General features: G+C 65.6%; 24 protein-coding genes. 13 read left to right on the plus strand and 11 right to left on the minus strand.

The window, feature by feature from the left end:
- Nucleotides 1–374: GcrA family cell cycle regulator (locus AC1DVR_RS15160; protein WP_478001432.1), on the plus strand; the 374-nt coding region annotated here is incomplete at its 5' end.
- A gap of 77 nt (nucleotides 375–451) precedes the next feature.
- The gene (locus AC1DVR_RS15165; RefSeq protein ID WP_478001433.1) at nucleotides 452–619 is read left to right on the plus strand and encodes a hypothetical protein; all 168 of its coding nucleotides are present in this window, start codon (nucleotides 452–454) and stop codon (nucleotides 617–619) included.
- 58 nt (nucleotides 620–677) lie between these two features.
- Here the strand turns inward: AC1DVR_RS15165 and AC1DVR_RS15170 are convergent, their stop codons facing one another.
- Nucleotides 678–1,148 (minus strand): hypothetical protein, encoded by a 471-nt coding sequence (locus tag AC1DVR_RS15170; protein WP_478001434.1) that lies wholly within the window; start codon nucleotides 1,146–1,148, stop codon nucleotides 678–680.
- Nucleotides 1,149–1,321: 173 nt separating this feature from the next.
- On the opposite strand from AC1DVR_RS15170, the gene rimO reads away from it, so the two are divergent.
- Nucleotides 1,322–2,728 (plus strand): 30S ribosomal protein S12 methylthiotransferase RimO, encoded by a 1,407-nt coding sequence (gene rimO, locus AC1DVR_RS15175; protein ID WP_478001435.1) that lies wholly within the window; start codon nucleotides 1,322–1,324, stop codon nucleotides 2,726–2,728.
- A gap of 81 nt (nucleotides 2,729–2,809) precedes the next feature.
- Nucleotides 2,810–3,184 (plus strand): hypothetical protein, encoded by a 375-nt coding sequence (locus AC1DVR_RS15180; protein WP_478001436.1) that lies wholly within the window; start codon nucleotides 2,810–2,812, stop codon nucleotides 3,182–3,184.
- 7 nt (nucleotides 3,185–3,191) lie between these two features.
- Here AC1DVR_RS15180 and AC1DVR_RS15185 read toward each other — a convergent pair whose 3' ends face one another.
- Nucleotides 3,192–3,557, minus strand: coding sequence for a YigZ family protein (locus AC1DVR_RS15185; RefSeq protein ID WP_478001437.1), 366 nt, complete (start codon nucleotides 3,555–3,557; stop codon nucleotides 3,192–3,194).
- A gap of 42 nt (nucleotides 3,558–3,599) precedes the next feature.
- Nucleotides 3,600–3,851, minus strand: coding sequence for a DUF6455 family protein (locus tag AC1DVR_RS15190; RefSeq protein ID WP_478001438.1), 252 nt, complete (start codon nucleotides 3,849–3,851; stop codon nucleotides 3,600–3,602).
- Nucleotides 3,852–3,964: 113 nt separating this feature from the next.
- Between AC1DVR_RS15190 and AC1DVR_RS15195 the strand changes: the two genes are divergently transcribed.
- A complete protein-coding gene (locus AC1DVR_RS15195; protein WP_478001439.1) occupies nucleotides 3,965–4,192 on the plus strand; it encodes a hypothetical protein in 228 nt (75 codons plus the stop codon).
- 5 nt (nucleotides 4,193–4,197) lie between these two features.
- On the opposite strand, the gene AC1DVR_RS15200 is transcribed toward AC1DVR_RS15195, so the two are convergent.
- On the minus strand, nucleotides 4,198–4,920 hold the full coding sequence (locus tag AC1DVR_RS15200; RefSeq protein WP_478001440.1) for a response regulator: 723 nt from the start codon (nucleotides 4,918–4,920) through the stop codon (nucleotides 4,198–4,200).
- A gap of 142 nt (nucleotides 4,921–5,062) precedes the next feature.
- Here AC1DVR_RS15200 and mce point away from each other — a divergent pair, with 142 nt between their 5' ends.
- The gene (gene mce / locus AC1DVR_RS15205) at nucleotides 5,063–5,467 is read left to right on the plus strand and encodes a methylmalonyl-CoA epimerase (RefSeq protein ID WP_478001441.1); all 405 of its coding nucleotides are present in this window, start codon (nucleotides 5,063–5,065) and stop codon (nucleotides 5,465–5,467) included.
- A 3-nt stretch (nucleotides 5,468–5,470) separates the two neighbouring features.
- A complete protein-coding gene (locus AC1DVR_RS15210; protein ID WP_478001442.1) occupies nucleotides 5,471–5,749 on the plus strand; it encodes a DUF1467 family protein in 279 nt (92 codons plus the stop codon).
- On the opposite strand, the gene AC1DVR_RS15215 is transcribed toward AC1DVR_RS15210, so the two are convergent.
- Nucleotides 5,750–6,442: an EI24 domain-containing protein gene (locus AC1DVR_RS15215; RefSeq protein WP_478001566.1), complete on the minus strand. Its 693-nt coding sequence runs from the start codon at nucleotides 6,440–6,442 to the stop codon at nucleotides 5,750–5,752. It lies immediately after the preceding gene.
- On the minus strand, nucleotides 6,443–7,024 hold the full coding sequence (locus tag AC1DVR_RS15220; protein WP_478001443.1) for a nitroreductase family protein: 582 nt from the start codon (nucleotides 7,022–7,024) through the stop codon (nucleotides 6,443–6,445).
- A gap of 114 nt (nucleotides 7,025–7,138) precedes the next feature.
- Between AC1DVR_RS15220 and AC1DVR_RS15225 the strand changes: the two genes are divergently transcribed.
- Nucleotides 7,139–7,417, plus strand: coding sequence for a DUF167 domain-containing protein (locus AC1DVR_RS15225; protein ID WP_478001444.1), 279 nt, complete (start codon nucleotides 7,139–7,141; stop codon nucleotides 7,415–7,417).
- A 39-nt stretch (nucleotides 7,418–7,456) separates the two neighbouring features.
- Here the strand turns inward: AC1DVR_RS15225 and AC1DVR_RS15230 are convergent, their stop codons facing one another.
- The 4 genes from AC1DVR_RS15230 to AC1DVR_RS15245 all read right to left on the minus strand — a co-directional run bounded on the left by AC1DVR_RS15230 (nucleotide 7,457) and on the right by AC1DVR_RS15245 (nucleotide 11,986).
- Nucleotides 7,457–8,167 (minus strand): GNAT family N-acetyltransferase, encoded by a 711-nt coding sequence (locus AC1DVR_RS15230; protein ID WP_478001445.1) that lies wholly within the window; start codon nucleotides 8,165–8,167, stop codon nucleotides 7,457–7,459.
- A 30-nt stretch (nucleotides 8,168–8,197) separates the two neighbouring features.
- Entirely contained in the window at nucleotides 8,198–8,683 is a 486-nt protein-coding gene (locus AC1DVR_RS15235) for a DUF1993 family protein (RefSeq protein WP_478001446.1), read from the minus strand.
- Between the two features lie 82 nt (nucleotides 8,684–8,765).
- Entirely contained in the window at nucleotides 8,766–10,559 is a 1,794-nt protein-coding gene (aspS, locus tag AC1DVR_RS15240) for an aspartate--tRNA ligase (protein ID WP_478001447.1), read from the minus strand.
- Between the two features lie 215 nt (nucleotides 10,560–10,774).
- Complete coding sequence (locus AC1DVR_RS15245) at nucleotides 10,775–11,986, minus strand: UbiH/UbiF/VisC/COQ6 family ubiquinone biosynthesis hydroxylase (protein WP_478001448.1); 1,212 nt, start codon at nucleotides 11,984–11,986, stop codon at nucleotides 10,775–10,777.
- 121 nt (nucleotides 11,987–12,107) lie between these two features.
- Between AC1DVR_RS15245 and AC1DVR_RS15250 the strand changes: the two genes are divergently transcribed.
- The 4 genes from AC1DVR_RS15250 to AC1DVR_RS15265 all read left to right on the plus strand — a co-directional run bounded on the left by AC1DVR_RS15250 (nucleotide 12,108) and on the right by AC1DVR_RS15265 (nucleotide 18,587).
- Nucleotides 12,108–13,439, plus strand: coding sequence for an amidase (locus tag AC1DVR_RS15250; protein ID WP_478001449.1), 1,332 nt, complete (start codon nucleotides 12,108–12,110; stop codon nucleotides 13,437–13,439).
- A 194-nt stretch (nucleotides 13,440–13,633) separates the two neighbouring features.
- Nucleotides 13,634–14,812: an aminotransferase class I/II-fold pyridoxal phosphate-dependent enzyme gene (locus AC1DVR_RS15255; protein ID WP_478001450.1), complete on the plus strand. Its 1,179-nt coding sequence runs from the start codon at nucleotides 13,634–13,636 to the stop codon at nucleotides 14,810–14,812.
- 9 nt (nucleotides 14,813–14,821) lie between these two features.
- On the plus strand, nucleotides 14,822–17,911 hold the full coding sequence (locus tag AC1DVR_RS15260; protein ID WP_478001451.1) for a DNA translocase FtsK: 3,090 nt from the start codon (nucleotides 14,822–14,824) through the stop codon (nucleotides 17,909–17,911).
- Nucleotides 17,912–17,930: 19 nt separating this feature from the next.
- Nucleotides 17,931–18,587 (plus strand): hypothetical protein, encoded by a 657-nt coding sequence (locus AC1DVR_RS15265; RefSeq protein WP_478001452.1) that lies wholly within the window; start codon nucleotides 17,931–17,933, stop codon nucleotides 18,585–18,587.
- A 263-nt stretch (nucleotides 18,588–18,850) separates the two neighbouring features.
- On the opposite strand, the gene AC1DVR_RS15270 is transcribed toward AC1DVR_RS15265, so the two are convergent.
- The gene (locus tag AC1DVR_RS15270) at nucleotides 18,851–20,263 is read right to left on the minus strand and encodes a helix-turn-helix domain-containing protein (RefSeq protein WP_478001453.1); all 1,413 of its coding nucleotides are present in this window, start codon (nucleotides 20,261–20,263) and stop codon (nucleotides 18,851–18,853) included.
- A 125-nt stretch (nucleotides 20,264–20,388) separates the two neighbouring features.
- Between AC1DVR_RS15270 and AC1DVR_RS15275 the strand changes: the two genes are divergently transcribed.
- Nucleotides 20,389–21,921 carry an acyl-CoA carboxylase subunit beta gene (locus tag AC1DVR_RS15275; protein ID WP_478001454.1) on the plus strand — a complete coding sequence of 511 codons (1,533 nt, stop codon included), beginning with the start codon at nucleotides 20,389–20,391 and terminating at the stop codon, nucleotides 21,919–21,921.
- Nucleotides 21,922–21,930 lie beyond the last annotated feature (9 nt).

Below are 21,930 nucleotides of genomic sequence, written 5' to 3' on the forward strand. Positions count from 1 at the left end.
CCCCCACCCCGACCCCGGCCCCGGCAGCGCCCCTGAGTGCGGCGGCCGCCATCCTCGCCACCGCCTCGTCGATCCCCGCGACGATCCCGATGCGCAAGGCGATCATCCCCGCCGGCCAACCCCTGCCGCCGCAACCCTCGGCCAACGAGATCAGCCCCGAAGCCCTGGCTTCGGTCCGCGAGGTCGAAAAACGCGCCAAGCGGCTGACCCTGATGGAACTGACCGAGCGGACCTGCAAATGGCCGATCGGCGACCCCGCGACCGACGACTTCTGGTTCTGCGGCCTGCCCTCGGTCGCCGGCAAACCCTATTGCGAAGCCCATGTCGGCGTCGCCTTCCAACCGATGAGCGCCCGCCGCGACCGCCGGCGCTAACCTTGGAAGATGGGCACATTGCCCATCCTACCGTCCAACCTCACCGCATCCGGAACCGGGTGCGGAAGCCGAGGAGGGTGAAGAACAGCAAGGGCAGCGCGAACACCGTCTTCGCCCTGAACAAGATGGGTGTGCCTTGCGGCAAGTTCGTAGGGGCCATCAGTACCGGTCTTGATGATGCGATCACCAGTGAAACGCCCTGTGGTGATTACGAAATTGTCGTTCAAGGGATCGCCGGGAAGTGACAGGATATCTGCACTTTCGCCGAAGGTCAGCGTGCGGGCTTAAAGATCAAGATTTCTTTCATTTCTCGCAAAACCATTGCGAATTCAAAGAAGTCCAATTGCAACGCGTTGGAACTTGCTCTCCAACAACAAAACGCAATTCGTAGCCCTGTGTCGAAGCCTTGCCGTGCGGGGACCGTAGGGTCGTGTAGAAGAAGCTGCCCTCTGTGACAGGCAGTGAATAGGTATATTGATCGGGTGTTCCGTAAGGCCAGACCTTAATTCCTGACAGAGAATAGGCCTTGATGACTTCGTCCAAAGTTGACGGGTAGTATTGATGACGCGAATAGTAGTCGTCCAATGCCTCAATTACGGGCTGCAGCGCCCGAATGGCCCATTGTTTGTCCCGCGCGTCAAGATAGGCGGTGCATGCACTCAGAACGGTGAATGCCAGCGCTGGCAGCCAAAGCCCGAATAGACCCAGAGCGCGGTGCATCGGATTTGTCTTCGCTATATTCTTGGCCTTCTTCCGGCTGGATGTGTCTGGCATTTGGCTCTCCTTACCCTCAGCATGGCTGCCCATCCTGCTTCCGGCAAGCGTGAAAGAATGAAGCAAAAGTTAACAGAAATCGTGAAACCGCATGATTTCAACCCCTTAACTCACCTTGCACGCGTGCAATCCTGCCCCTTAACCCCGGGCGCTCTTTCAGGTATATCCCGCCCATGTCGCAGAATCCGCCCAACCTCCGCCCCGACCTCGCCCGTGCCCTCGTTCCTGACGAGCGGCAGACCCGTCCGGATGGCAGCCATCAGCCGACCATCGGCATGGTCTCGCTCGGCTGCCCCAAGGCCCTGGTCGACTCGGAGCGGATCCTGACGCGCCTGCGGGCCGAGGGATATGCCATCTCGCCCGATTATCAGGGTGCCGATGCGGTGATCGTGAACACCTGCGGGTTTCTTGACAGCGCCAAGGCCGAGAGCCTCGGCGCCATCGGCGAGGCGCTGCAGCAGAACGGCCGCGTCATCGTGACCGGCTGTCTGGGGGCGGAGCCGGAGTACATCACCGGGGCGCATCCCAAGGTCCTGGCTGTGACTGGCCCGCATCAATACGAGGCGGTTCTGGATGCGGTCCACCTGGCCGTGCCGCCGCAGCCCAACCCCTTCGTCGACCTTCTGCCCGCCACCGGCGTCAAGCTGACCCCGCGGCATTACAGCTACCTCAAGATCTCCGAGGGCTGTAACCACAAGTGCAAGTTCTGCATCATCCCCGACATGCGCGGCCTGCTGCAATCGCGCCCCGCCCATGCCGTGCTGCGCGAGGCGGAAAAGCTGGTCGAGGCGGGGGTGAAGGAACTGCTGGTGATCAGCCAGGACACCTCGGCCTATGGGGTGGACCGCAAGCATGACCTCTCCCCCTGGAAGGGTGGCGAGGTGCGGGCCCATATCACCGACCTTGCGCGCGAGATGGGCAAGCTTGGGGCCTGGGTGCGGCTCCACTATGTCTATCCCTACCCCCATGTCCGCGACCTGATCCCGCTGATGGCGGAAGGTCTGGTCCTGCCCTATCTCGACATTCCGTTTCAGCATGCCGACCCGGGCGTCCTGAAACGCATGGCCCGCCCCGCCGCCGCCGCCCGCACTCTGGACGAGATCGCCGCCTGGCGCGCGACCTGCCCCGACATCACCCTCCGCTCCACCTTCATCGTCGGCTACCCGGGCGAGACCGAGGCGGAGTTCCAGACCCTTCTCGACTGGATGGACGAGGCGCAGCTCGACCGGGTCGGCTGTTTCCAGTACGAAAACGTCGCAGGCGCCCGCTCGAACGCCCTGCCCGACCATGTGCCCGCCGAGGTCAAGCAGGAGCGTTTCGAACGCTTCATGGAGAAAGCGCAGGCGATTTCCGAGGCCAAGCTGCAGGCCAAGGTCGGCACCACGATCGACGTCATCGTCGACGAGGTCGATGAGGAAGGCGCCACCTGCCGCACCAAGGCCGATGCGCCCGAGATCGACGGCAACCTCTTCATCGACGAGGATTTCGACGGCCTCGCCCCCGGCGACATCGTCACGGTCGAGGTCGAAGAGGCCGGGGATTATGACCTTTGGGGCCGCAGGGTCGGACCCAGCATTTAAGAATCTTTTCCCGCCAAACCGCGCTACCATGCCCCTCCGCAAACAGGGCCGCACTCAAGCGGCCCGAGGACGGAGGGACAAATGAACATTTCGCGGCTTTTTCTGCTGGCAGGGGCAGTCTATCTGATCATCGGCATCGCCATGGGCATCCATATGGCGGCCGGCCAGGATTTCACCCTGGCGCCGGTCCATGCCCATATCAACCTTCTGGGCTTTACCCTGATGACGCTGTTCGGCGTCGCCTACCGGGTGCTTCCCGCGCTGGCAGGCAACATGCTGGCCAAGGTGCATTTCTGGCTGCACCAGCTGGGCGCGCTGGTCCTGCTGATCGCGCTTTTCCTGATGATGAGTGGCATCGTGCCGATGGAAAAGGCCGAAGCGGTGCTCGCGGTATCCTCGATCACGGTGTTTCTGGGGGCGATCACCTGGGCGATCAACCTGTTCCGCAACGCCTGAGTGATACCTAACCCGGTTCGGACAGATAGGCCCGGACCGAGGTCACCACATGGGCAAAGCGGTCGCCGCCCAGATTGACCCCGCCATACCAGCGCGTCACCACGACGATATGGCCGGTCAGACCGGCGCGCTCGATCATCCGCAAGATGACGGCGGAGGCCCCGGCCTCGCCGTCGTCATCCTTGACCGGGGTGCCATCCGCCAAGATCGCCGCCCAGGAGTTGTGGGTGGCCTTGGCGAACTTCTTTTCGGCCTTGAGCCGGGCCAGAAAGGCCTTGATCGCAGCGCGGTCCGCCACCGGCCCGCCCGAGACGGCATAGCGTGAGCCGCGGTCGCGCACGGTGTCGAGGATCTGGCGGAAGTCGTCGGTCATGCGCCGTCAATAGCGGCTGGCCCTGGCGTCTTCCATGACAAATCAGGGCTGCAGCGCCTCGATCTGCGCCTTGTTGCGGCAAAAGGCCGGCAGGGTCTTGGTCTGGGTCGTGACGGACAGAAACTCGGTGCAGCGGTGCGACTGGGTGCAAAGACCGCAGGTATCGATCATCTCGGCCAGTTCGCGGCGGGCGAGCCAGCCATCGGTCACCGCCTCGACCAGGTTGAGCCCGACGACCCGCGCCATGCCCCGCGTCAGACCCCAAGCCCGGGGCGACTCGATATAGCCAATCATGAAAGCCTCCTCTGCCAAGAGTTTCAGCCTGTGCGCAATGCGGCCGGGCTTCCTTGATCCAGATCAAGACGGGGGCAGTTGAACCCAAAAGCAATGCCGCCTATCATGGAGAAATGTTTACAATCGAACACGAATTCGACGCCACCGTGATCACCCTCATCGATGAGGGGGCGGTGCCCTTGGCCGAGGACGTCATCGTCGAGGCTTACGAGGATTGCGTGGTGCTGGAACAGCTGGACCCGGAGACGGAGCAGCCCCTGCGCATCACCCTGTCGCTGCGCCAGGTCGATGACCTGGCGGCGGCGCTGAACCTGCCAGAGGGCATTTACCGGCGCAAGTAACCCGGCTAGGCCCGCGCCTTTGCAAAGGCCTGGTCGGGCCCGGCCAACCTGTCGCGCAGCAGGGCGCGGATTTCGTCCGGGCTGGCGCGTCCGGCGGCTTCGGCCAGAGGCAGGTCATGGGCATGGCGCGCCACCCCCCTGACAAAGCCTGCCACATAGGACGGGCCGGAATCCCCGGCGCCAAAACCTGCGTCGAGCAGGTCGGCCGCATGGGCCAGATCATCGCGCAGCGCCAGAGCATCGGGCACCAGCGAGGGTTCGACATTCACCCCCATCCCGGCGATCTGGTCGGGCAAGGATTGCATCAGAAGATCGCCAAAGACCGCGAGGCTTTCCAGCGGCTTGTCGAGGAAACCATCCGCCCCGGCCTCCAGCGCCACGGCGCGGCCGGTGGCATCGCCCGACATGCCCAGCACCACGGTCCGCGGCAACCGGGTGGCAAGGTCGCGAATCAGCGCCTCCCCCGGCCCATCGGGCAGGCCGAGATCGACGATCACCACATCGGGCCGGTACAGCCGCAGATGCGCCGCCGCGGCCTGCAGCGACTCGGCCCGGCGCAGCCGCGCCCCCAGACGCCGGCACATCAGGCGCAAGGCTTCGGAGGCAAAGCGGCTGTCCTCGACCGCCAGCACCGTAACCCCCCGCAAAGGCACGTCATTCAGGCCCACGGCAGTCCCCTCCCCCGGCAGAGTCAGATCGGGCAGTTCCAGGGTCAGCAGGTTCGGCATCGGATATCCCCCTTGGCTTTGCCCAGACTAAGCACATCATCCCTAAGCGCGTGTTAATGCCACAGCCCTGTCCGCAGGCCAGCGCAGCTCTTGCCGCGCCGCGCCCCAGCCCCCATAACCGGGTGAACTGCCGGAGGATCCCATGATTGGTCGCCTGAACCACGTTGCCATTGCCGTCCCCGATCTGGCTGCGGCCTCAAAGCTCTACGCCGGTGCGCTTGGCGCCGAGGTCGGCGCGCCGCAGGACGAGCCGGCGCATGGCGTGACGGTGGTTTTCATCACCCTTCCCAACACCAAGATCGAGCTTCTGACCCCTTTGGGCGAGAATTCCCCGATCGCGGGCTTTCTGGAGAAGAACCCCTCGGGCGGCATCCATCACATCTGCTATGAGGTGGCCGATATAATCGCCGCGCGCGACCATCTGCGCGCCGAGGGTGCGCGGGTTCTGGGCACCGGCGAGCCGAAGATCGGCGCCCATGGCAAGCCGGTGCTGTTCCTGCATCCAAAGGATTTCACCGGCACCCTGATCGAGCTGGAACAGGCCTGAGCCATGACCATCACCGGCGCCATCGTCCTCTTCTCCGTCACCTGGTTCATGGTGTTCCTCTGCATCCTGCCGACGCGCCAGACCAGCCAGGCCGCCTCGGGCACGGTGGTGCCGGGCAGCGCCGCCTCGGCACCGACCGACCCACAGATCGGCCGCAAGGCCAAGGTGACCACGCTGATCACACTGGTGCTTTGGGGCCTGATGTGCGGTGTCATCATGTCGGGCTGGATCAGCCCCTACGAGACCGACATTTTCGGCCTGGTGCCGCGCGTCAAGCTCTGATCAGCGCTGAATCTGGCGTAGACGCTGGAACAGGTGGGTGAAGGTCGCAGCCCCCAGAACCGGCACGAAAAGGTTGACCAAGGGCAGCGACAGGGGCGCCGCCATCAGCGTGCCCGCCAGCCAGACCTGCCCGATGTTGCGCGCCATGAAGGCGCGCGCCTCAGCCCGCTCCATATGGCGCAGCGCGGCGAGGAGGAAATACTCCCGCCCCAGAAGCCAGCCATTCACCACCATGAACAGGACCGGCGCCAGCGGCCCGAGCGCGAAGGACAGGGCCAGCGCCACAAGGTTGACCACGATCATCAGGATTAGCAGGCCGGCGCCCTCGGTGATCCCCTCCCACAGGCCCAAGGTACGGCCGGGTGGTCCGGGGTAATGCACGACCTCGACCGCCTCGGCCACCTGTTCAAGGAACAGCGCCGAGAAGGCCGAAGCGATCGGCACCATCAGGAAGACCGAGGCCAGCAGCATCAGAAGGGCAAGTCCGATGCCCGCCGCCCAGCCGATGCCGCCGATCGGCCCGATGAAGGGCAAGGAGGCCTGCCCCCCCACCCACCATTCGACAAGCCCCAGAAGACTGAGGAAAATCACGAAGAGCAGACCAAGCGCCAGGGCCACGCCCTGCCAGACCACGCGCAGGAAACGCGGGTCCGACAATTGGCCAAGGGCCGCGAAGAAGCAGGAGAAGACCAGTTACGCCTCCCAGCTGACAATGCGGCCCAACTGCGGGCGGGGGCGGTCGGGGGCCTCGGGGCCTGGGGTGCCGATGTGGACGATGCCGGCAACCAGTTCAGACCCGGTGCAGCCAAAGGCCTCTGCGGCCCAGGTCGCATCATGCGCCGGCCAGCCGGTCAGCCAGCAGGCGCCCCAGCCAGAGGCCTCGGCGGCGTTCACTAGGTTCATGCACAGCGCATGGGCCGAGGCGCGCTGTTCGACCTCGGGCACCTTGGGCGAGGCCTGGGGCGAGGAGATCACCGCCACTGCCAGCTTGCTCGTGTCATAGATCGCGCGGCCCTTGGCGGCCATTTCGGCATCACCGCCGAGGGCCGCGGCCCGCGCTTCTGCCAGATCGCCGAGCCGGGTCATCGCGGCGCCCGACAGCACGATCAGCCGCCAGGGTTCGAGCTTGCCATGATCGGGCACGCGCAGGGCGGCGGTCAGGATCGGCTCCAGCGCGGCGCGGTCGGGCACGGCACCGCCGGGGGTAAAGAACTTGGCGGGATGCGAGCGGCGCTGTGCGAGAAAGGCAAAGGCTTCGAAATTGGGTGCAGGCATAGAAATCTCCATTTGGCACAGGCTTGGCCCGGCAGGGGTGGAACGTCAAGCAGCCTGGCTTTCCGTCGCGCGCTTCAGGGGCTATCCTGCCCGCAGATGCGAAAGGCCAAAGCTTTGCCCCCTCCCTCCGACAGCCCGCCCAAAGGCGCCTGGTCTGCCCGCGCTTTGCCGGGGGCGAGTTTTGCCCTCCACGTCACCCCGCGTGCCCGCAAGACCGCCTTGACCGAAACCCCGGAGGGTCAGCTTCGCGCCTCGGTCACCGCCGCCCCCGAGGACGGCCGCGCCACGGCCGCGGTGGCCGAGCTTCTGGCCCATGCGCTGGGGGTGGCGAAATCGCGCCTGACCCTGATCAAGGGCGCCACCGCGCGCGACAAGGTGTTCCGGCTGGACTAGGCGCAGCGCTCTGATTTTTCGCAGAAAAATCGTGCGCCCTCAGCCAAGCGCCGGGTCCGAGGCCGCCCGCACCAGCCCGGTCAGATCGGCCAGGCTTTCCTTCTGCCGCCCCTCGGCATCGAAATTGGCAGGGGCGAGCCAGGCGGCATAGGCCTCTTTCATCGCAGGCCATTCCCGGTCGATGATCGCAAACCAGGCCGTATCGCGGTTGCGCTGGCGGTAGACGGTGGCCTGGCGGAAAATCCCCTCGTAGGAGAACCCCAGCCGCTGCGCCGCCCGGCGCGACGGCAGGTTCAAGGCATCGCATTTCCATTCATAGCGGCGGTATCCGGCGCGAAAGGCCCAGTTCATCATCAGATACATCGCCTCGGTCGAAGCGCGTGAACCGGCGATCTCGGGGGCGAGGTTGATATGCCCGACCTCGATCGACCCCGCCTCGGGCGTGATGCGCAGATAGGAGGCGACGCCGCCGCAATGCCCGGTGGCGCGGTTGCGCAGGACGTAGAACATCGGGTCGGCGCCGGTTGCACTTTCCTTTGCCCAGCGGTGATAGGCCGAGGCCGAGGAGAAGGGCCCATAGGGCAGATAGTCCCAGACCTGATCCTGGCCGGAATAGGCGCGGAAGAGGTCGGCGGCATGGGCATCGGGGTCCATCCGTTCCAACTGGACATAAGTCCCCGTCAGGGTCTCGCCCTCGGGGCGGACCGGGGGTTTCCAGTCGGGCAACGGAGTTCCGAATTCTTTGACCATGGCGCACCTCTTTTGGCGGACTATGCCCGGTCACTCCGGGAAACGAAAGCCCGTCGGATAGCTGTGCAGCCCGTCGAAATCGGCCTTGCCAAGCTCCAGCCCGGCGGCGCGCAGGGCGGCGTAGCCCAAGGTCAGGTGGAAGAAGAAATTGGGCAGGCCGAAGAGGAAAAGGAACTCCTCGGCAGTCTGATCCAGCTCGGCGGTGCCTGCGATGTGGCGATAGCGCCGCGCTTCGGCGCCGAGGAACTCCTCCGGCCGCATCGCGCCAAGGGTGGCGCGGGCCACGGCCAGACGCGGGGCCAGCGCCTGCGGCAGGTCCGGCACCTCGCGCCCTGCCAGGGGGCAGGCGATGCGCAGGGCAAAGCCCGCGGCCGTGGCGAATTGCTGGCCGGCGGGGAAGGTGTCGGCGATGCGGGAGGACAGAAGCCCCGGCCCGGCAAATTCGATGATATCCTGCACCCGCGACAGGTAATGCCGGAACACCGGCACCGAGGCGCTGTAAAACGGCGAGATCATCGCCATCCGGTCGAAAAAAGGGCAGGACGCATCATCACCTCCGCGCTGAAAGTGACCCTGCCCTGCCCTCTTGTCCAGTATCTCAGTCTTTCGGCACCACCCGCAGGCGGAGTTCGCGCAGCTGTTCGTTCAGGGGCTCGGACGGGGCCCCCATCAACAGGTCTTCGGCGCGTTGGTTCATCGGGAACATGATGACTTCGCGGATGTTCATCTCGTCGGCCAAGAGCATCACGGCGCGGTCGATCCCCATGGCGCAACCGCCGTGCGGCGGGGCGCCGTATTTGAAGGCCTTGACCATGCCGCCAAAGCGCTTGTCGACTTCCGAGTTCGGATAGCCGGCGAGTTCAAAGGCCTTGTACATGATCTCGGGCTTGTGGTTGCGGATGCCGCCGGAGATGAGTTCGTAGCCGTTGCAGGCGAGGTCGTACTGGTAGGCGTAAACCTCCAGCGGGTTGCCCTGCAGCGCCTCGAGGCCGCCCTGCGGCATCGAGAAGGGGTTGTGCGAGAAGTCGATCTTGCCCTCGTCGGTCTTCTCGTACATCGGGAAATCGACGATCCAGGCGAAGCGGAAGGTGTTGACCTCCGCGAGGCCAAGCTCGCGCCCGATCTCGTTGCGCGCCTTGCCGGCGAAGGCCTGGAAAGCCTCGGGCTTGCCGCCAAGGAAGAAGGCGGCATCGCCGAGGCCAAGGCCCAGTTGCAAGCGGATCGCCTCGGTGCGTTCCGGGCCGATGTTCTTGGCGAGCGGGCCTGCGGCTTCCATGCCCGAGCCGTTCTCGGCCTCACGCCAGAAGATATAACCCATGCCCGGCAGACCTTCCTTCTGGGCGAAGGCGTTCATGCGGTCGCAGAACTTGCGGCCGACGGGTTCGCCTTTCGGACCTTTCGGCGCGGGAATGGCGCGGACCTCGGTGCCCTCCTGCTCCAAGAGCTTGGCGAAGACGGCGAAGCCGGAGCCGCGGAAGTGGTCCGAGACGATCTGCATCTTGATCGGGTTGCGCAGGTCGGGCTTGTCGGAGCCGTACCAGAGGAGCGAATCCCGGTAGGCGATGCGCGGCCATTCGCTGGGCACGCTGCAATCGGGGCGGAACTTCTGGAACATGCCCTGAATGACCGGCTGGACGGCGGCGAAGACATCCTCTTGTTCGACAAAGCTCATCTCGACGTCGAGCTGGTAGAAGTCGGTCGGGCTGCGGTCAGCGCGCGGGTCTTCGTCGCGGAAGCAGGGGGCGATCTGGAAATAGCGGTCGAAACCCGCCACCATGATCAGCTGCTTGAACTGCTGCGGCGCTTGCGGCAGGGCATAGAACTTGCCCGGGTGCAGGCGCGAGGGGACGAGGAAGTCGCGCGCGCCTTCGGGGGAGGAGGCGGTGATGATCGGGGTCTGGAATTCGTTGAAGCCTTGATCCCACATCCGGTTGCGCAGATCGCGCACGACGTTGGAGCGCAACATCATGTTCTTGTGCAGCTTTTCACGGCGCAGGTCGAGGAAGCGGTAGGTCAGGCGGGTTTCTTCCGGGTAGTCGACCTCGCCGAAGACCGGCATCGGCAGGTCGGCGGCCTCGCCCAGGACGGTCAGGCCAGTGGCATAGACTTCGATCTCGCCGGTGGGGAGTTTGGGGTTGATCAGGGAAGCATCGCGCTGCTTGACGCGGCCATCGATGCGCACGACCCATTCGGAGCGGACCTTTTCGATCTCGGCAAAGGCCGGGCTGTCGCTGTCGGCGAGGATCTGGGTGATGCCGTAGTGATCGCGCAGGTCGATGAACAGCACCCCGCCATGATCGCGCACCCGATGGATCCAGCCCGACAGGCGGACGGTTTCCCCGACGTTGGAGGTATTGAGACCGTTGCAGGTGTGGCTGCGGTAGGCGTGCATAGGCATCCCCTTTGCGAGGCTTGATGGAACTGGCAGCGATAGAACGCCGCGAAGGTCCGAAGTCAACCCCAACAAGCGGCGGGTTTCCGGCACGGGCGCAACAAAAGGCGCGCTTTCAGCGCAAGGCTTTCATCTCGCCTCTGGCCTGCGGCCAACCGGCTCGGGGTGCCTCCGGCGGGAGTATTTCGGCCAAGCGCAAATCAGAGGCGCTGGCCTCAGAGACGTTGGCCGGTGAGAAGCTTGGGTTGGCTGCCTGCGAGCCCTGCGGCCTGGCGGATGAAGCTGCGGCGCAGACCGGGAAGCGCGTTGACGAGGCCGAGGCCGAGGTCGCGGGCGCCGCGCAGCACGGGGTTGTCGTTGGAGAAGAGGCGGTTGATCGCGTCCATGCCAAGCGCCATCGCGGTCGTGTCAAAGCGGCGCCAGCTTTGGTAACGCTCCAGCACGTCGAGGGCGCCGATATCCTCGCCCCGGCGTTGGGCAGTGACCAGAACCTCGGCCAGGGCCGCCACATCGCGCAAGCCGAGGTTGAGGCCCTGTCCCGCCAGCGGGTGGACGCCGTGCGCCGCATCGCCGACCAGCGCTAGGCGGGGGGCCACGAAGCTTTCGGCCAACGACAGGCTCAAGGGATAGGTGAAGCGGGTGCCGGCCAGTTGGATTTCACCAAGAAAATCGCCGAAGCGCGGGCGCAGCGCCGCCAGAAAGGCGGAATTGTCCAGGGCGGCAATCTCGGCAGCCACAGCGTCCCGCTCGCTCCAGACGATGGAGGAGTGGTGGCCGCCGGCGAGCGGCAGGATGGCGAGGGGGCCGCCGGGCATGAAGAACTGATGCGCGGTGCCGTTGTGCGGCAGCGCGTGAGCGATGGCGGTGACGAGCGCGGTCTGGCCATAGGACCAGCCCTGCCGCCTGATCCCGGCGCGGGCGGCGGTGCCGGAGTTGCGACCGTCGCAGCCGACCACCAGCCGGGCGGTCAGGACGCGGCCTGAGGCGAGGGTCACGCTGCCCGTGCTTTGGGCCACAACCGTTTCGCCGGGCAGAAGGGTGATGGCGGGTTCGGCCTCCATCGCCTGCAGGAAGGCGGCGTAGAGGTGGCGATCCTCGACCATGAAGCCCATCGGGCCTTCCTCGATCTCTGCGGCGTCGAAGTGGAGGGCGAAGGGCGAGGCACCCTCGCCCGCGCGGCCGTCGGAGGCCACGACCTGCAGGATCGGCTGGGCCACCAGCCCGCGCCACACGCCTACCGCCGCCAGAAGGCGCTGCGAGGCGAGGGCGAGCGCATAGGCGCGTCCGTCAAAGCCGGCCTCGGCCCGGGCCTGCAGGGGGCGCGCATCGACCACGGTCACCGACAGCCCGGCGCCCGCCAGCGCCAGGGCCAGGGCGGGGCCGTTCAGCCCGCCGCCCACAATCACGACATCCGCATCCTGTTTCATGCGGCCATCATCGCCGCAGTGCCGCGATTTGTCCATGCGCCGCGGCCTCCACCCCTTCCCCTTTGGCGCGCCCTGCCCTAGCCTGCGCCCGACGATAGAACAGGCAGGACGGGGGCCCGGGATGAGCGGCATTTGGAGCCATATGAGCGCAGCCGACCTTGGCCGCGACATCGAGGCGGGCAAGATCAACCCGGTGGAGCTGACTGAATTCTTCCTCGACGCGATCGCGGCCAGTCCGGTGGGCGAGCGGATCTATGCCCGCACCACCGCCGACCGTGCCCGAGGCGAAGCGATGTCCGCCGCCGCGCGCGCCAAATCCGGTCTGCGCCGGCATGTGCTGGATGGCGTGCCGCTGTCGTGGAAAGACCTGTTCGACACTGCGGATGCGGCGACCGAGGCCGGGTCGGCGCTGCTGAAAAACCGGGTGCCGGTGAAGGATGCGCTGGTCTTGCAGACGGCGACGCTCTTGGGCTCGGTCTGTCTGGGCAAGACCCATATGTCGGAGCTGGCGTTTTCCGGGCTGGGGCTGAACCCGGTCACCGCGACGCCGCCTTGCGTGAATGATGAACAGGCGGTGCCGGGAGGCTCGTCCTCGGGCTGCGCGGCCTCGATCGCCTTCGGGCTGGCGCCGGCGGGGATCGGGTCGGACACCGGCGGATCGGTGCGGATTCCGGCGGCGTGGAATGATCTGGTGGGGTTGAAAACCACGCATGGCCGCCTGTCTTTGCAAGGGGTTGTGCCCTTGTGCGAGAGCTTTGACACCGTGGGTCCGCTGGCCCGCACGGTGGAGGATTGCGCCCTGCTGCTGGGCCTTTTGGAGGGGAAGCGCGCGCCGGATCTGGGCGGCGGCACCCTTGCGGGCGCCCGGCTGGCCGTGCTGGAAACCGTCGGCATGGACACCCTGCGCCCCGAACCCGCCAAGGCCTTCGAGGATGCCGTGGCGCGCCTGACCCGCGCCGGGGCCGAGGTGACGGTGCTGACTGCCCCCGAGGTTTCCGAGGCTTTGACGCTCGCTGGCGTGCTCGTCACCCCCGAGGCCTATGCCATCTGGCGCGAGGCGATCGAGGCGGCGCCGGAAAAGATGTTCCCGCGCATCCTGGAACGCTTCCGCTCCGGGGCGGAGACCTCTGGCGCCGACCATATCGCGGCGCGGCGCCGCCTGATGCAGCTGCGCGCCATCTGGGCCGAGCGGAGCCGGGGTTATGATGCCGTGATCCTGCCAACCTCGGCCATCCTGCCGCCCAATGCCAACCGACTGATGACCGACAACGACTACTACGTCACCGAAAACCTGCTGGCCCTGCGCAACACCCGGATCGGCAACCTTCTGGACCAGACCGTGCTGACCCTGCCGACCAGCCAACCCTCTTGCGGGATCTCTTTCATGGCCGGGCCGGGGCAAGAGGCGCGGCTTCTGCGGCTGGGGGCTGCGGCCGAACGCGCCCTGGGCTAGGCCAGCGCCAAAGCCCGGCCTGCAAGCCCTTGGTTTTGCGTGGCGGAGGCGGAGATCCGCCGCCTTCACCGCAACCATTATGCCACAATTGCACAGCACAACCCCAACCACCGCTTAGGTTTTTCTGGACCCCGCCTGCGGCTGCGGCTACCTTGGGGAAAACGGGGCGATACGACCCCGAGGGCAGAGGCATCATGGCGTTTCCAGAGCGGTATTCCAACCTGCCGGATTATGCGTTTCCGCGTTTGCGGAAGCTTTTGGACAGTCACGCGCCGGGCGGCGCGCCCGTGGCCATGACCATCGGCGAGCCGCGCCATCCGATGCCGGAGTTCGTGGCGCCGATTCTGGCGGCCCATATCTCGGGCTTCGCGGTCTATCCGCCGAACGATGGCACGCCGGAGCTTCTGGCGGCCATCTCGGGCTGGATCGGGCGGCGCTATGGCGTGAGCCTGGCCGAAGACCGGATCATGGCGCTGAACGGCACGCGCGAGGGGCTGTTCAACGCAGCCATTGCGGTGTCGCCCGAGGTCAAGAATGGCAAGACGCCGGCTTTCCTGATCCCGAACCCGTTTTATCAGGTCTATACCGTGGCCGCCGTCACCGCAGGCGCCGAGCCGATCTATGTGCCCGCCACCGCCGCGACCGGCTTTCTGCCGGATTATGCCGAGCTTTCGCCCGAGATCCTGGACCGGGTCACCGTTGCCTACCTTTGCTCGCCCGCCAATCCGCAGGGGGCGGTGGCGAGCCGGGACTATTGGGCCAACCTGTTGCATCTGGCCGAAAAGCACGATTTCAAGATTTTCGCCGACGAATGCTATGCCGAGATCTGGCGCACCGCGCCGCCCCCCGGCATCCTGCAGGTCGCGGCCGAGGTCGGGGCCGATCCGGAACGGGTCTTCACCTTCCATTCGCTGTCCAAACGCTCCAACCTGCCCGGCCTGCGGTCGGGCTTCGTGGCGGGCGGCGCGCAGGGCATCGCGCAAATCCGCAAGCTGCGCTCTTTCGCTGGCGCCCCCCTGCCCCTGCCGATCCAGCGCGTGTCCGAAGCTGCTTGGGCCGACGAGGCCCATGTCGAGGCCAGCCGCGCGCTTTATCAGGAAAAGTTCCGCCTCGCGGCCGAGGTCTTTTCCGGCCTGCAGGGCTTTGATCTGCCCGCGGGCGGTTTCTTCCTCTGGCTGCCCGTCGAGGACGGCGAGGCGGCGACGCTGAAGCTTTGGCAGGAGACCGGCGTCCGGGTCCTGCCCGGCGCCTATCTGTCGCGTGACTACAAGGGGTTCAACCCCGGCAAAACCTATATCCGGGTCGCTCTGGTGGCCCCCAAAGAAGAAATGCAGCACGGGCTGATCAAGCTGCGTGACTGCCTCTACGGTTGAGGGAAGAACATGGCATCCTACCAAGCACGTCAGCGCGATCCCCTTCTGGATCAAAGGGTTCAAGCCATGCTGGAACGCCGGGGGCGCGAGCTTTTCGGCCTGTTCCTGATCGCGGTGGCGGCGGCCTTCGCGCTGATGCTGGTATCTTATTCGCCCGATGATCCGGGCTGGATGGTGGCAACCGATCAGCCCGCCCACAACGTGCTGGGCCGGATCGGGGCGGCGATCTCCTCGACGCTGATGACGGTGGGTGGCCTCGGGTCCTGGGGGATTCCGGCAGTGCTGCTGGCCTGGGGCGTGCGCTTTGCCAGCCATCAGGGCGCCGACCGCGCCGTGGCCCGTGTGGTCTTTGCCGTGATCGCCATCGCCCTCGGCTCGGTCTATGCCGCAACCCTGGTGCCGGGCCTGCACTGGCCGCATTCCTTCGGCCTCGGCGGGCTTTTCGGCGACACGATCCTCGCCTCGCTTCTGGGCATCATGCCGGGCAGCGCCGTGATCGCGCTGAAGCTTCTGAGCCTGATCGTCGCCGTGGCCTTCATCGCGATGCTGCTGTTCGTCACCGGCTTCAACATGCGGGAACTGATGCTGATCGCGGGCTTCCTCGCCCTCGGTCTGGTCGTGGCCTATTCCGGCCTGATGGCCGCCCTTGGCAAATCGGCGCAGGGCTCGGTTCTGGCCGCCCAGACCCTCGGCAGCCGCTGGAAGGAACGCCGCGCCACCAGCGCCGAGCGTGCCGCCCTTGACTATACCGCCCGCCAGACCGCCAAACAGGCCGCCCGCGCCGCCGCCATCGGCACCGCCCGCATGGTCGAGGCCGAGGAGGACGACGAAGTCGTCTACACCCCCGCCCCCTACCAGACGCGCGCCGAAACCCGGGCCGAACAGGGCGCCCGCCCCGCCATCCTGCGCGCCGACCCGCGCCCGCAGCCCGACGCCGCCGAATATGCCCCGCCGAAAGAGCGCACCAGCCTCCTGGCCCGCCTGCCCTCGCTGATGCGGCGTGAGGTCGAGCCCGAACACGAACTGATCGAGCCGCCGCTGTTCGCCGACCAGCCCGCCCCCTCCGAAGATCGCATCAAGGCCCGCATCTCCTCGGTGATCCGCTCGCGCAGCGGCGAGCCGGAGGCCAATCTCTCGCCGATCACCGCCGCGATCCAGCGCCGCGAACCCGCCGTGACGGCGGCCATGGCAGCCGTGCGCGCCGTGACCGCCCGCCCGGCGGTGACCCGGGCGCCCCTGGTCGCCGACACCCGCCCCGGCCCGGTGACCCCGCGCACCGCGCCGCAGCAACCCGGCCTGCGCATCAGCGAACCGCCGGTCACCTCGGCCCATATCCCCGAGGCCTGGGACGAAGAAGAACTGCCGATCGCCGCCGCCTGGGCCGACGAGGAGGACGACTTCTCCCCTGCCCCAGCACTGGCCCCAGTAATGGCGCCCCTCATGCCCGCCCCGGCCGCCCCGCGCGCGCCCATCGTGGCCGAGCGCCGCCCCGCCGCCCCGCTGGTCCAGCCCGCGATCAAGAAGCCCGCCCCCTCGCGCCAGGCGATTGCGGAAGAACAGCCGCGGATGATGTTCGACGACAAGGGCGCCTCGGCCTACGAACTGCCGCCCTTGGGCCTCCTCGCCTCGCCCTCGACCATCGTGCGCAACCCGCTGTCGACCGAGGCGCTGGAAGAAAACGCCAGGATGCTGGAATCGGTGCTGGACGACTACGGCGTGCGGGGCGAGATCGTCGCCGTCCGCCCCGGCCCGGTCGTCACGCAATACGAGCTGGAACCGGCCCCGGGCCTGAAAGCCTCGCGCGTGATCGGCCTGTCGGACGACATCGCCCGTTCGATGTCGGCCCTCTCGGCCCGCGTCTCCACCGTGCCGGGCCGCACCGTCATCGGCATCGAACTGCCCAATGCCGTGCGCGAAAAGGTCGTGTTGCGCGAGATCCTCTCGGCCCGCGAATTCGGCGACAGCTCGCTGCGCCTGCCGCTCGCCCTGGGCAAGGACATCGCCGGCGAGCCGATCATCGCCAACCTCGCCAAGATGCCCCACCTTCTGATCGCCGGGACCACCGGTTCGGGCAAGTCGGTCGCGATCAACACCATGATCCTGTCGCTGCTCTACAAGCTGACGCCGGACGAATGCCGCCTGATCATGATCGACCCGAAAATGCTGGAACTTTCCGTCTACGACGGCATCCCGCACCTTCTGTCCCCCGTCGTGACCGACCCGAAGAAGGCCGTCGTCGCGCTGAAATGGGTGGTCTCCGAGATGGAGGACCGCTACCGCAAGATGTCCAAGATGGGCGTGCGCAACATCGAAGGCTACAACGGCCGCGTCCGCGAAGCGCTGGCCAAGAACGAGATGTTCAAGCGCACCTTCCAGACCGGGTTTGACGAAGACACCGGCGAGCCCGTCTTCGAGACCGACGAATTCGCCCCCGTCACCCTGCCCTATATCGTGGTGGTGGTGGACGAGATGGCCGACCTGATGATGGTCGCCGGCAAGGAGATCGAGGCCTGCATCCAGCGTCTGGCCCAGATGGCGCGCGCCTCCGGCATCCACCTGATCATGGCGACCCAGCGGCCCTCGGTCGACGTGATCACCGGCACGATCAAGGCCAACTTCCCGACCCGGATCTCCTTCCAGGTCACCTCCCGCATCGACAGCCGCACCATCCTGGGCGAGCAGGGCGCCGAGCAGCTGCTGGGCATGGGCGACATGCTCTACATGGCCGGCGGCGCCAAGATCACCCGCATCCACGGGCCTTTCGTGTCGGATGAGGAAGTCGAAGAGATCGTCGCCCACCTGAAGAGCTTCGGCCCGCCCGAATACATGTCCGGCGTCGTCGAAGGCCCCGAGGACGAAAACGCCGCCGAGATCGACGGCCTTCTGGGCCTTGGCGGCGACGGGCTTGACGACAGCCTCTACGACCAGGCCGTCGCCATCGTGGCGCGCGATCGCAAATGCTCGACCTCCTACATCCAGCGCAAACTGGGCATCGGCTATAACAAGGCCGCGAAACTGGTGGAGCAGATGGAGGAACACTCGGTCATCACGGCCGCGAACCATGTGGGCAAGCGCGAGATCTTGATCGAGGAGCGGTGAGGGGGCGAACTCAATTTCAATGAGAGACGACTTCTCCAAGGCGATAGCAACAGAACTTGCAAGACGAGCCGGATATAGATGCTCAAACCCGAGTTGTCAGAGTCCGACTGTTGGTCCTAGCGGCGCAACTGGTAGTGCAAGCATAGGCGTTGCTTCACACATAGCCGCCGCTGCACCCGGCGGGCCGCGCCACGACAAGTCGCAATCGTCAGAACAGCGCTCCGGCATAGAAAATGGGATATGGCTTTGCCAAAAATGCAGCCGCTTAATTGACTCTGATGTTGCCGGCCATGCAACCGTCCTGCTTTTGGAATGGCGTGAACTTGCCAACATGAGGGCGGCACTCGCTCTGCGTGGTCTCGAGATTGTAGCAAGAAGGGGCTTTGCTGAACTAGAAGGAAAGATGCCCGAACTCTTTGAAGAAATGAGGCAGGACTTGGCAGATGCGCCATTCACCCGCGAATTCATAGCAATGTCGAACACATGGTCTTACAATGGACCGGCGCATCCGTATTTTAACTACTTTTTTGAAGACCACGAGCACTTGCTCGGAAAGCTCAAAGTATGCGTAAACTATGGTGCAATCGTCGAGACAACTTCTAATGAAGTGTCGCGATATGAGTTCACCGAGGATTTCGTAGAGTATCTCGGCAGAACCTCCCGATCTGACATCTAGAGGACTGCGGGATGAATGCACCCGGTTCCCGCCCGATTTGTCCCGCGACAAATCGGGCCGCGCCTGCCTGCCCCCGGGCAGGCGCGTTACCGCGCCGGCCCCAGTCAGGCGCGTCCCGATTTACCTCCACCTGTCCCATGCCCCACGCCTCTTGGTCTGCGGCTTGCGCCTTCGACCAAGGGGCCGGGGGGCCTGCCACTGGCAGGCCCCCTTTTCGGCCCCGGCGCCTCGCGGCAAAGGTCTGATGCGGCAGCCTTGCGACCTTACAGGAAGGAATAGGGCAGGAAGGACCGGCGGTCGTGGTCGATCGCCAGTTTGCGGTTCAGGGGCGGAACGGCGCGTTGGTAGCAGTCGCTGCGCTCGCAGATCCGGCAGGAGATCCCGATCGGGTCGAAACTGGCCTTGTCCACCGGGCCCAGACCATCGGCATAGACGAATTCCTGGGCATGGGTCACCTCGCAGCCGAGAGCTATGGCAAAGCGCCGGTGCGCCGAGGCGAAGCCGCCGCCGGTCTTGACCACCTCGGTCGCCACGCACAGATAGCGCGCGCCGTCCGGCGTCTCGGCCAGTTGGCGGATGATCCGGCCCGGGGTCTCGAAGGCGCCGTGCACGTTCCACAGCGGGCAGGCCGCGCCGAAGCGGGCGAATTGCAGGCGGGCGGCGCTGTGACGCTTGGTGATGTTGCCGGCGCGGTCGATGCGGGCGAAGAAGACCGGGATGCCCTTGGCCTCGGCCCGCTGCAGGGTGGAGAGCCGGTGGGCGATCTGCTCCAGGCTGGCGCCGAAGCTGGCGGCCAGAAGCTCCAGATCATGGCGCAGGTCGCGCGCGGCCTTGCGGAAGGGGGCATAGGGCAACAGAAGCGCCCCGGCGAAGTAGTTGCACAGGCCGATCCGGCAGATCTCCTCGGCCTGAACGGTGCGGAAATTGGCGCGGGCGATGGTGGCGGCGATGATGGGGGCGGCCTCGATCGCGCCGATCTGGAAGGCCATCTGGAAGGCCCGCGTGGGGGTGGCGGCATAGTCGTCCAGCGCCAGGATGCGCGACTTGGCGTCAAAGCGGCGGATCACCCGGTCCTGCGGGTCGGCCCGCGTCACCCGGATGCCATGTGCGACATCCAGATGGCGTTCCAGCCGCATGCTGACATCGCGGTCCGGCAGGCCCAGCCGCCCGGCAAGCCGCTCGGCCGCACGGTCGAGGTCATCGACGTAATTGTCGACGAAATGGAAGAAGTCGCGCACCTCGTCATAGGGGCTCGGCTCGGCCTGCATCGCCTGCCCGCCCAGACGGTCGTCCAAGGAGGCCAGCTGTTCACTATTGCGCTGATAGGCCTGATGGCAGACGATCAGCGCATGGGCCAGGGAGGGCGCATTTTGCGTGACGAGCTTGAGATCCTGCAAGGACTGTACATAGGGCCGGAAGATCGGATCGGCCAGGGCCTCGCTCAAGGCCGACAGGAGCCGGTCGCTTTCACTTTCCGAAATCGAGGCGATGTCGAAGCTGAACTTCTCGGCCAGGGCCAGCAGGACCGAGGCCGAGACCGCGCGATGGTTCTGCTCGATCTGGTTCAGGTAGCTTGCCGAAATCCCCAGACGTTCGGCGAAGGCCGCCTGTGTCGCATGAACGCTTTCGCGCAGCTCCCGCACCTTGCGCCCGATGAAGAGTTTGCGCGTGGCCATTTGCAACTTTGCATAAATGAGATTGTGTTATTTGCATATCATGCTTTCGCACACGTTCAAAGCTTCTTTCCGGGCGCACTGTCGCATAGAGGCAATGCAATGCGGATATGCGGGGGAGCCGTTCGATGAAAGACGTGTTGCAAGAGCTTGAGACGCGGCGTGCGGTGGCGCGGGCGGGAGGTGGTTTGCGGCGGGTCGAGGCGCAGCATGGCAAGGGCAAGCTGACGGCGCGGGAGCGGGTGGAACTGCTGCTCGACGAGGGCTCGTTTGAAGAATTCGACATGTTCGTGGCCCACCGCTGCACCGACTTCGGCATGGAATCCGACCGGCCCGCGGGCGATGGCGTGGTGACCGGCTGGGGCACGGTCAATGGCCGGATGGTCTATGTGTTCAGCCAGGATTTCACGGTGTTCGGTGGGTCCCTGTCGGAAATCCATGCCGAAAAGATCTGCAAGATCATGGATATGGCGATCCAGAACGGCGCGCCGGTGATTGGCATCAACGATTCCGGCGGCGCGCGGATTCAGGAAGGGGTGGCCTCGCTGGCAGGCTATGCCGAGGTGTTTCAAAGGAACATCATGGCCTCGGGCGTGGTGCCGCAGATCTCGCTGATCATGGGGCCCTGTGCCGGTGGGGCGGTCTATTCGCCCGCCATGACCGACTTCATCTTCATGGTGAAGGATTCCTCCTACATGTTCGTCACCGGCCCCGATGTGGTCAAAACCGTGACGAATGAGGTGGTGACGGCGGAAGAACTCGGCGGCGCCTCGACCCATACCAGGAAAAGCTCGGTTGCCGATGGCGCCTATGAGAACGACATCGAGATGCTGGCCGAAGCGCGCCGGTTGATCGACTTTCTGCCGCTCAACAACCGCCAGAAGGCCCCGGTCCGCCCCTTCTTCGACGCGCCCGACCGGCTGGAGTCGAGCCTCGACACGCTGATCCCGGACAACCCGAACCAGCCCTATGACATGAAGGAACTGATCCTGAAGGTCGCGGACGAGGGCGATTTCTTTGAAATCCAACGCGATTTCGCCGGCAACATCATCACCGGCTTCATCCGGCTGGAGGGCCAGACGGTCGGCGTCGTGGCCAACCAGCCGATGGTGCTGGCGGGCTGCCTCGACATCGACAGCTCGCGCAAGGCCGCGCGGTTTGTCCGCTTCTGCGACGCCTTCGAAATCCCGATCCTGACCTTTGTCGATGTGCCGGGCTTCCTGCCCGGGGTGGCGCAGGAGTTGGGTGGCGTCATCAAGCACGGCGCGAAGCTGCTGTTCGCTTACGGCGAGGCGACGGTGCCGAAAGTGACTGTGATCACAAGGAAAGCCTATGGCGGGGCCTATGACGTGATGGCATCGAAACACCTCCGCGGCGATTTCAACTACGCCTGGCCCACGGCGGAAATCGCCGTGATGGGGGCCAAGGGCGCGGTGGAGATCCTCTACCGCTCCGAACTTGGCGACAAGGACAAGATCGCCGCCCGCGTGGCAGACTACGAGACCCGCTTTGCCAACCCCTTCGTGGCGGCCGAAAAGGGCTTCATCGACGAGGTGATCCGCCCGCAATCGACCCGCAAAAGGGTCGCCCGGGCCTTCGCCTCGCTCAGAAGCAAGAAGTTGACCAACCCTTGGAAAAAGCACGACAATATCCCGCTGTGAGGTAAAGCC

The sequence above is a fragment of the Rhodobacter sp. P2_H5 genome (assembly GCF_056403335.1).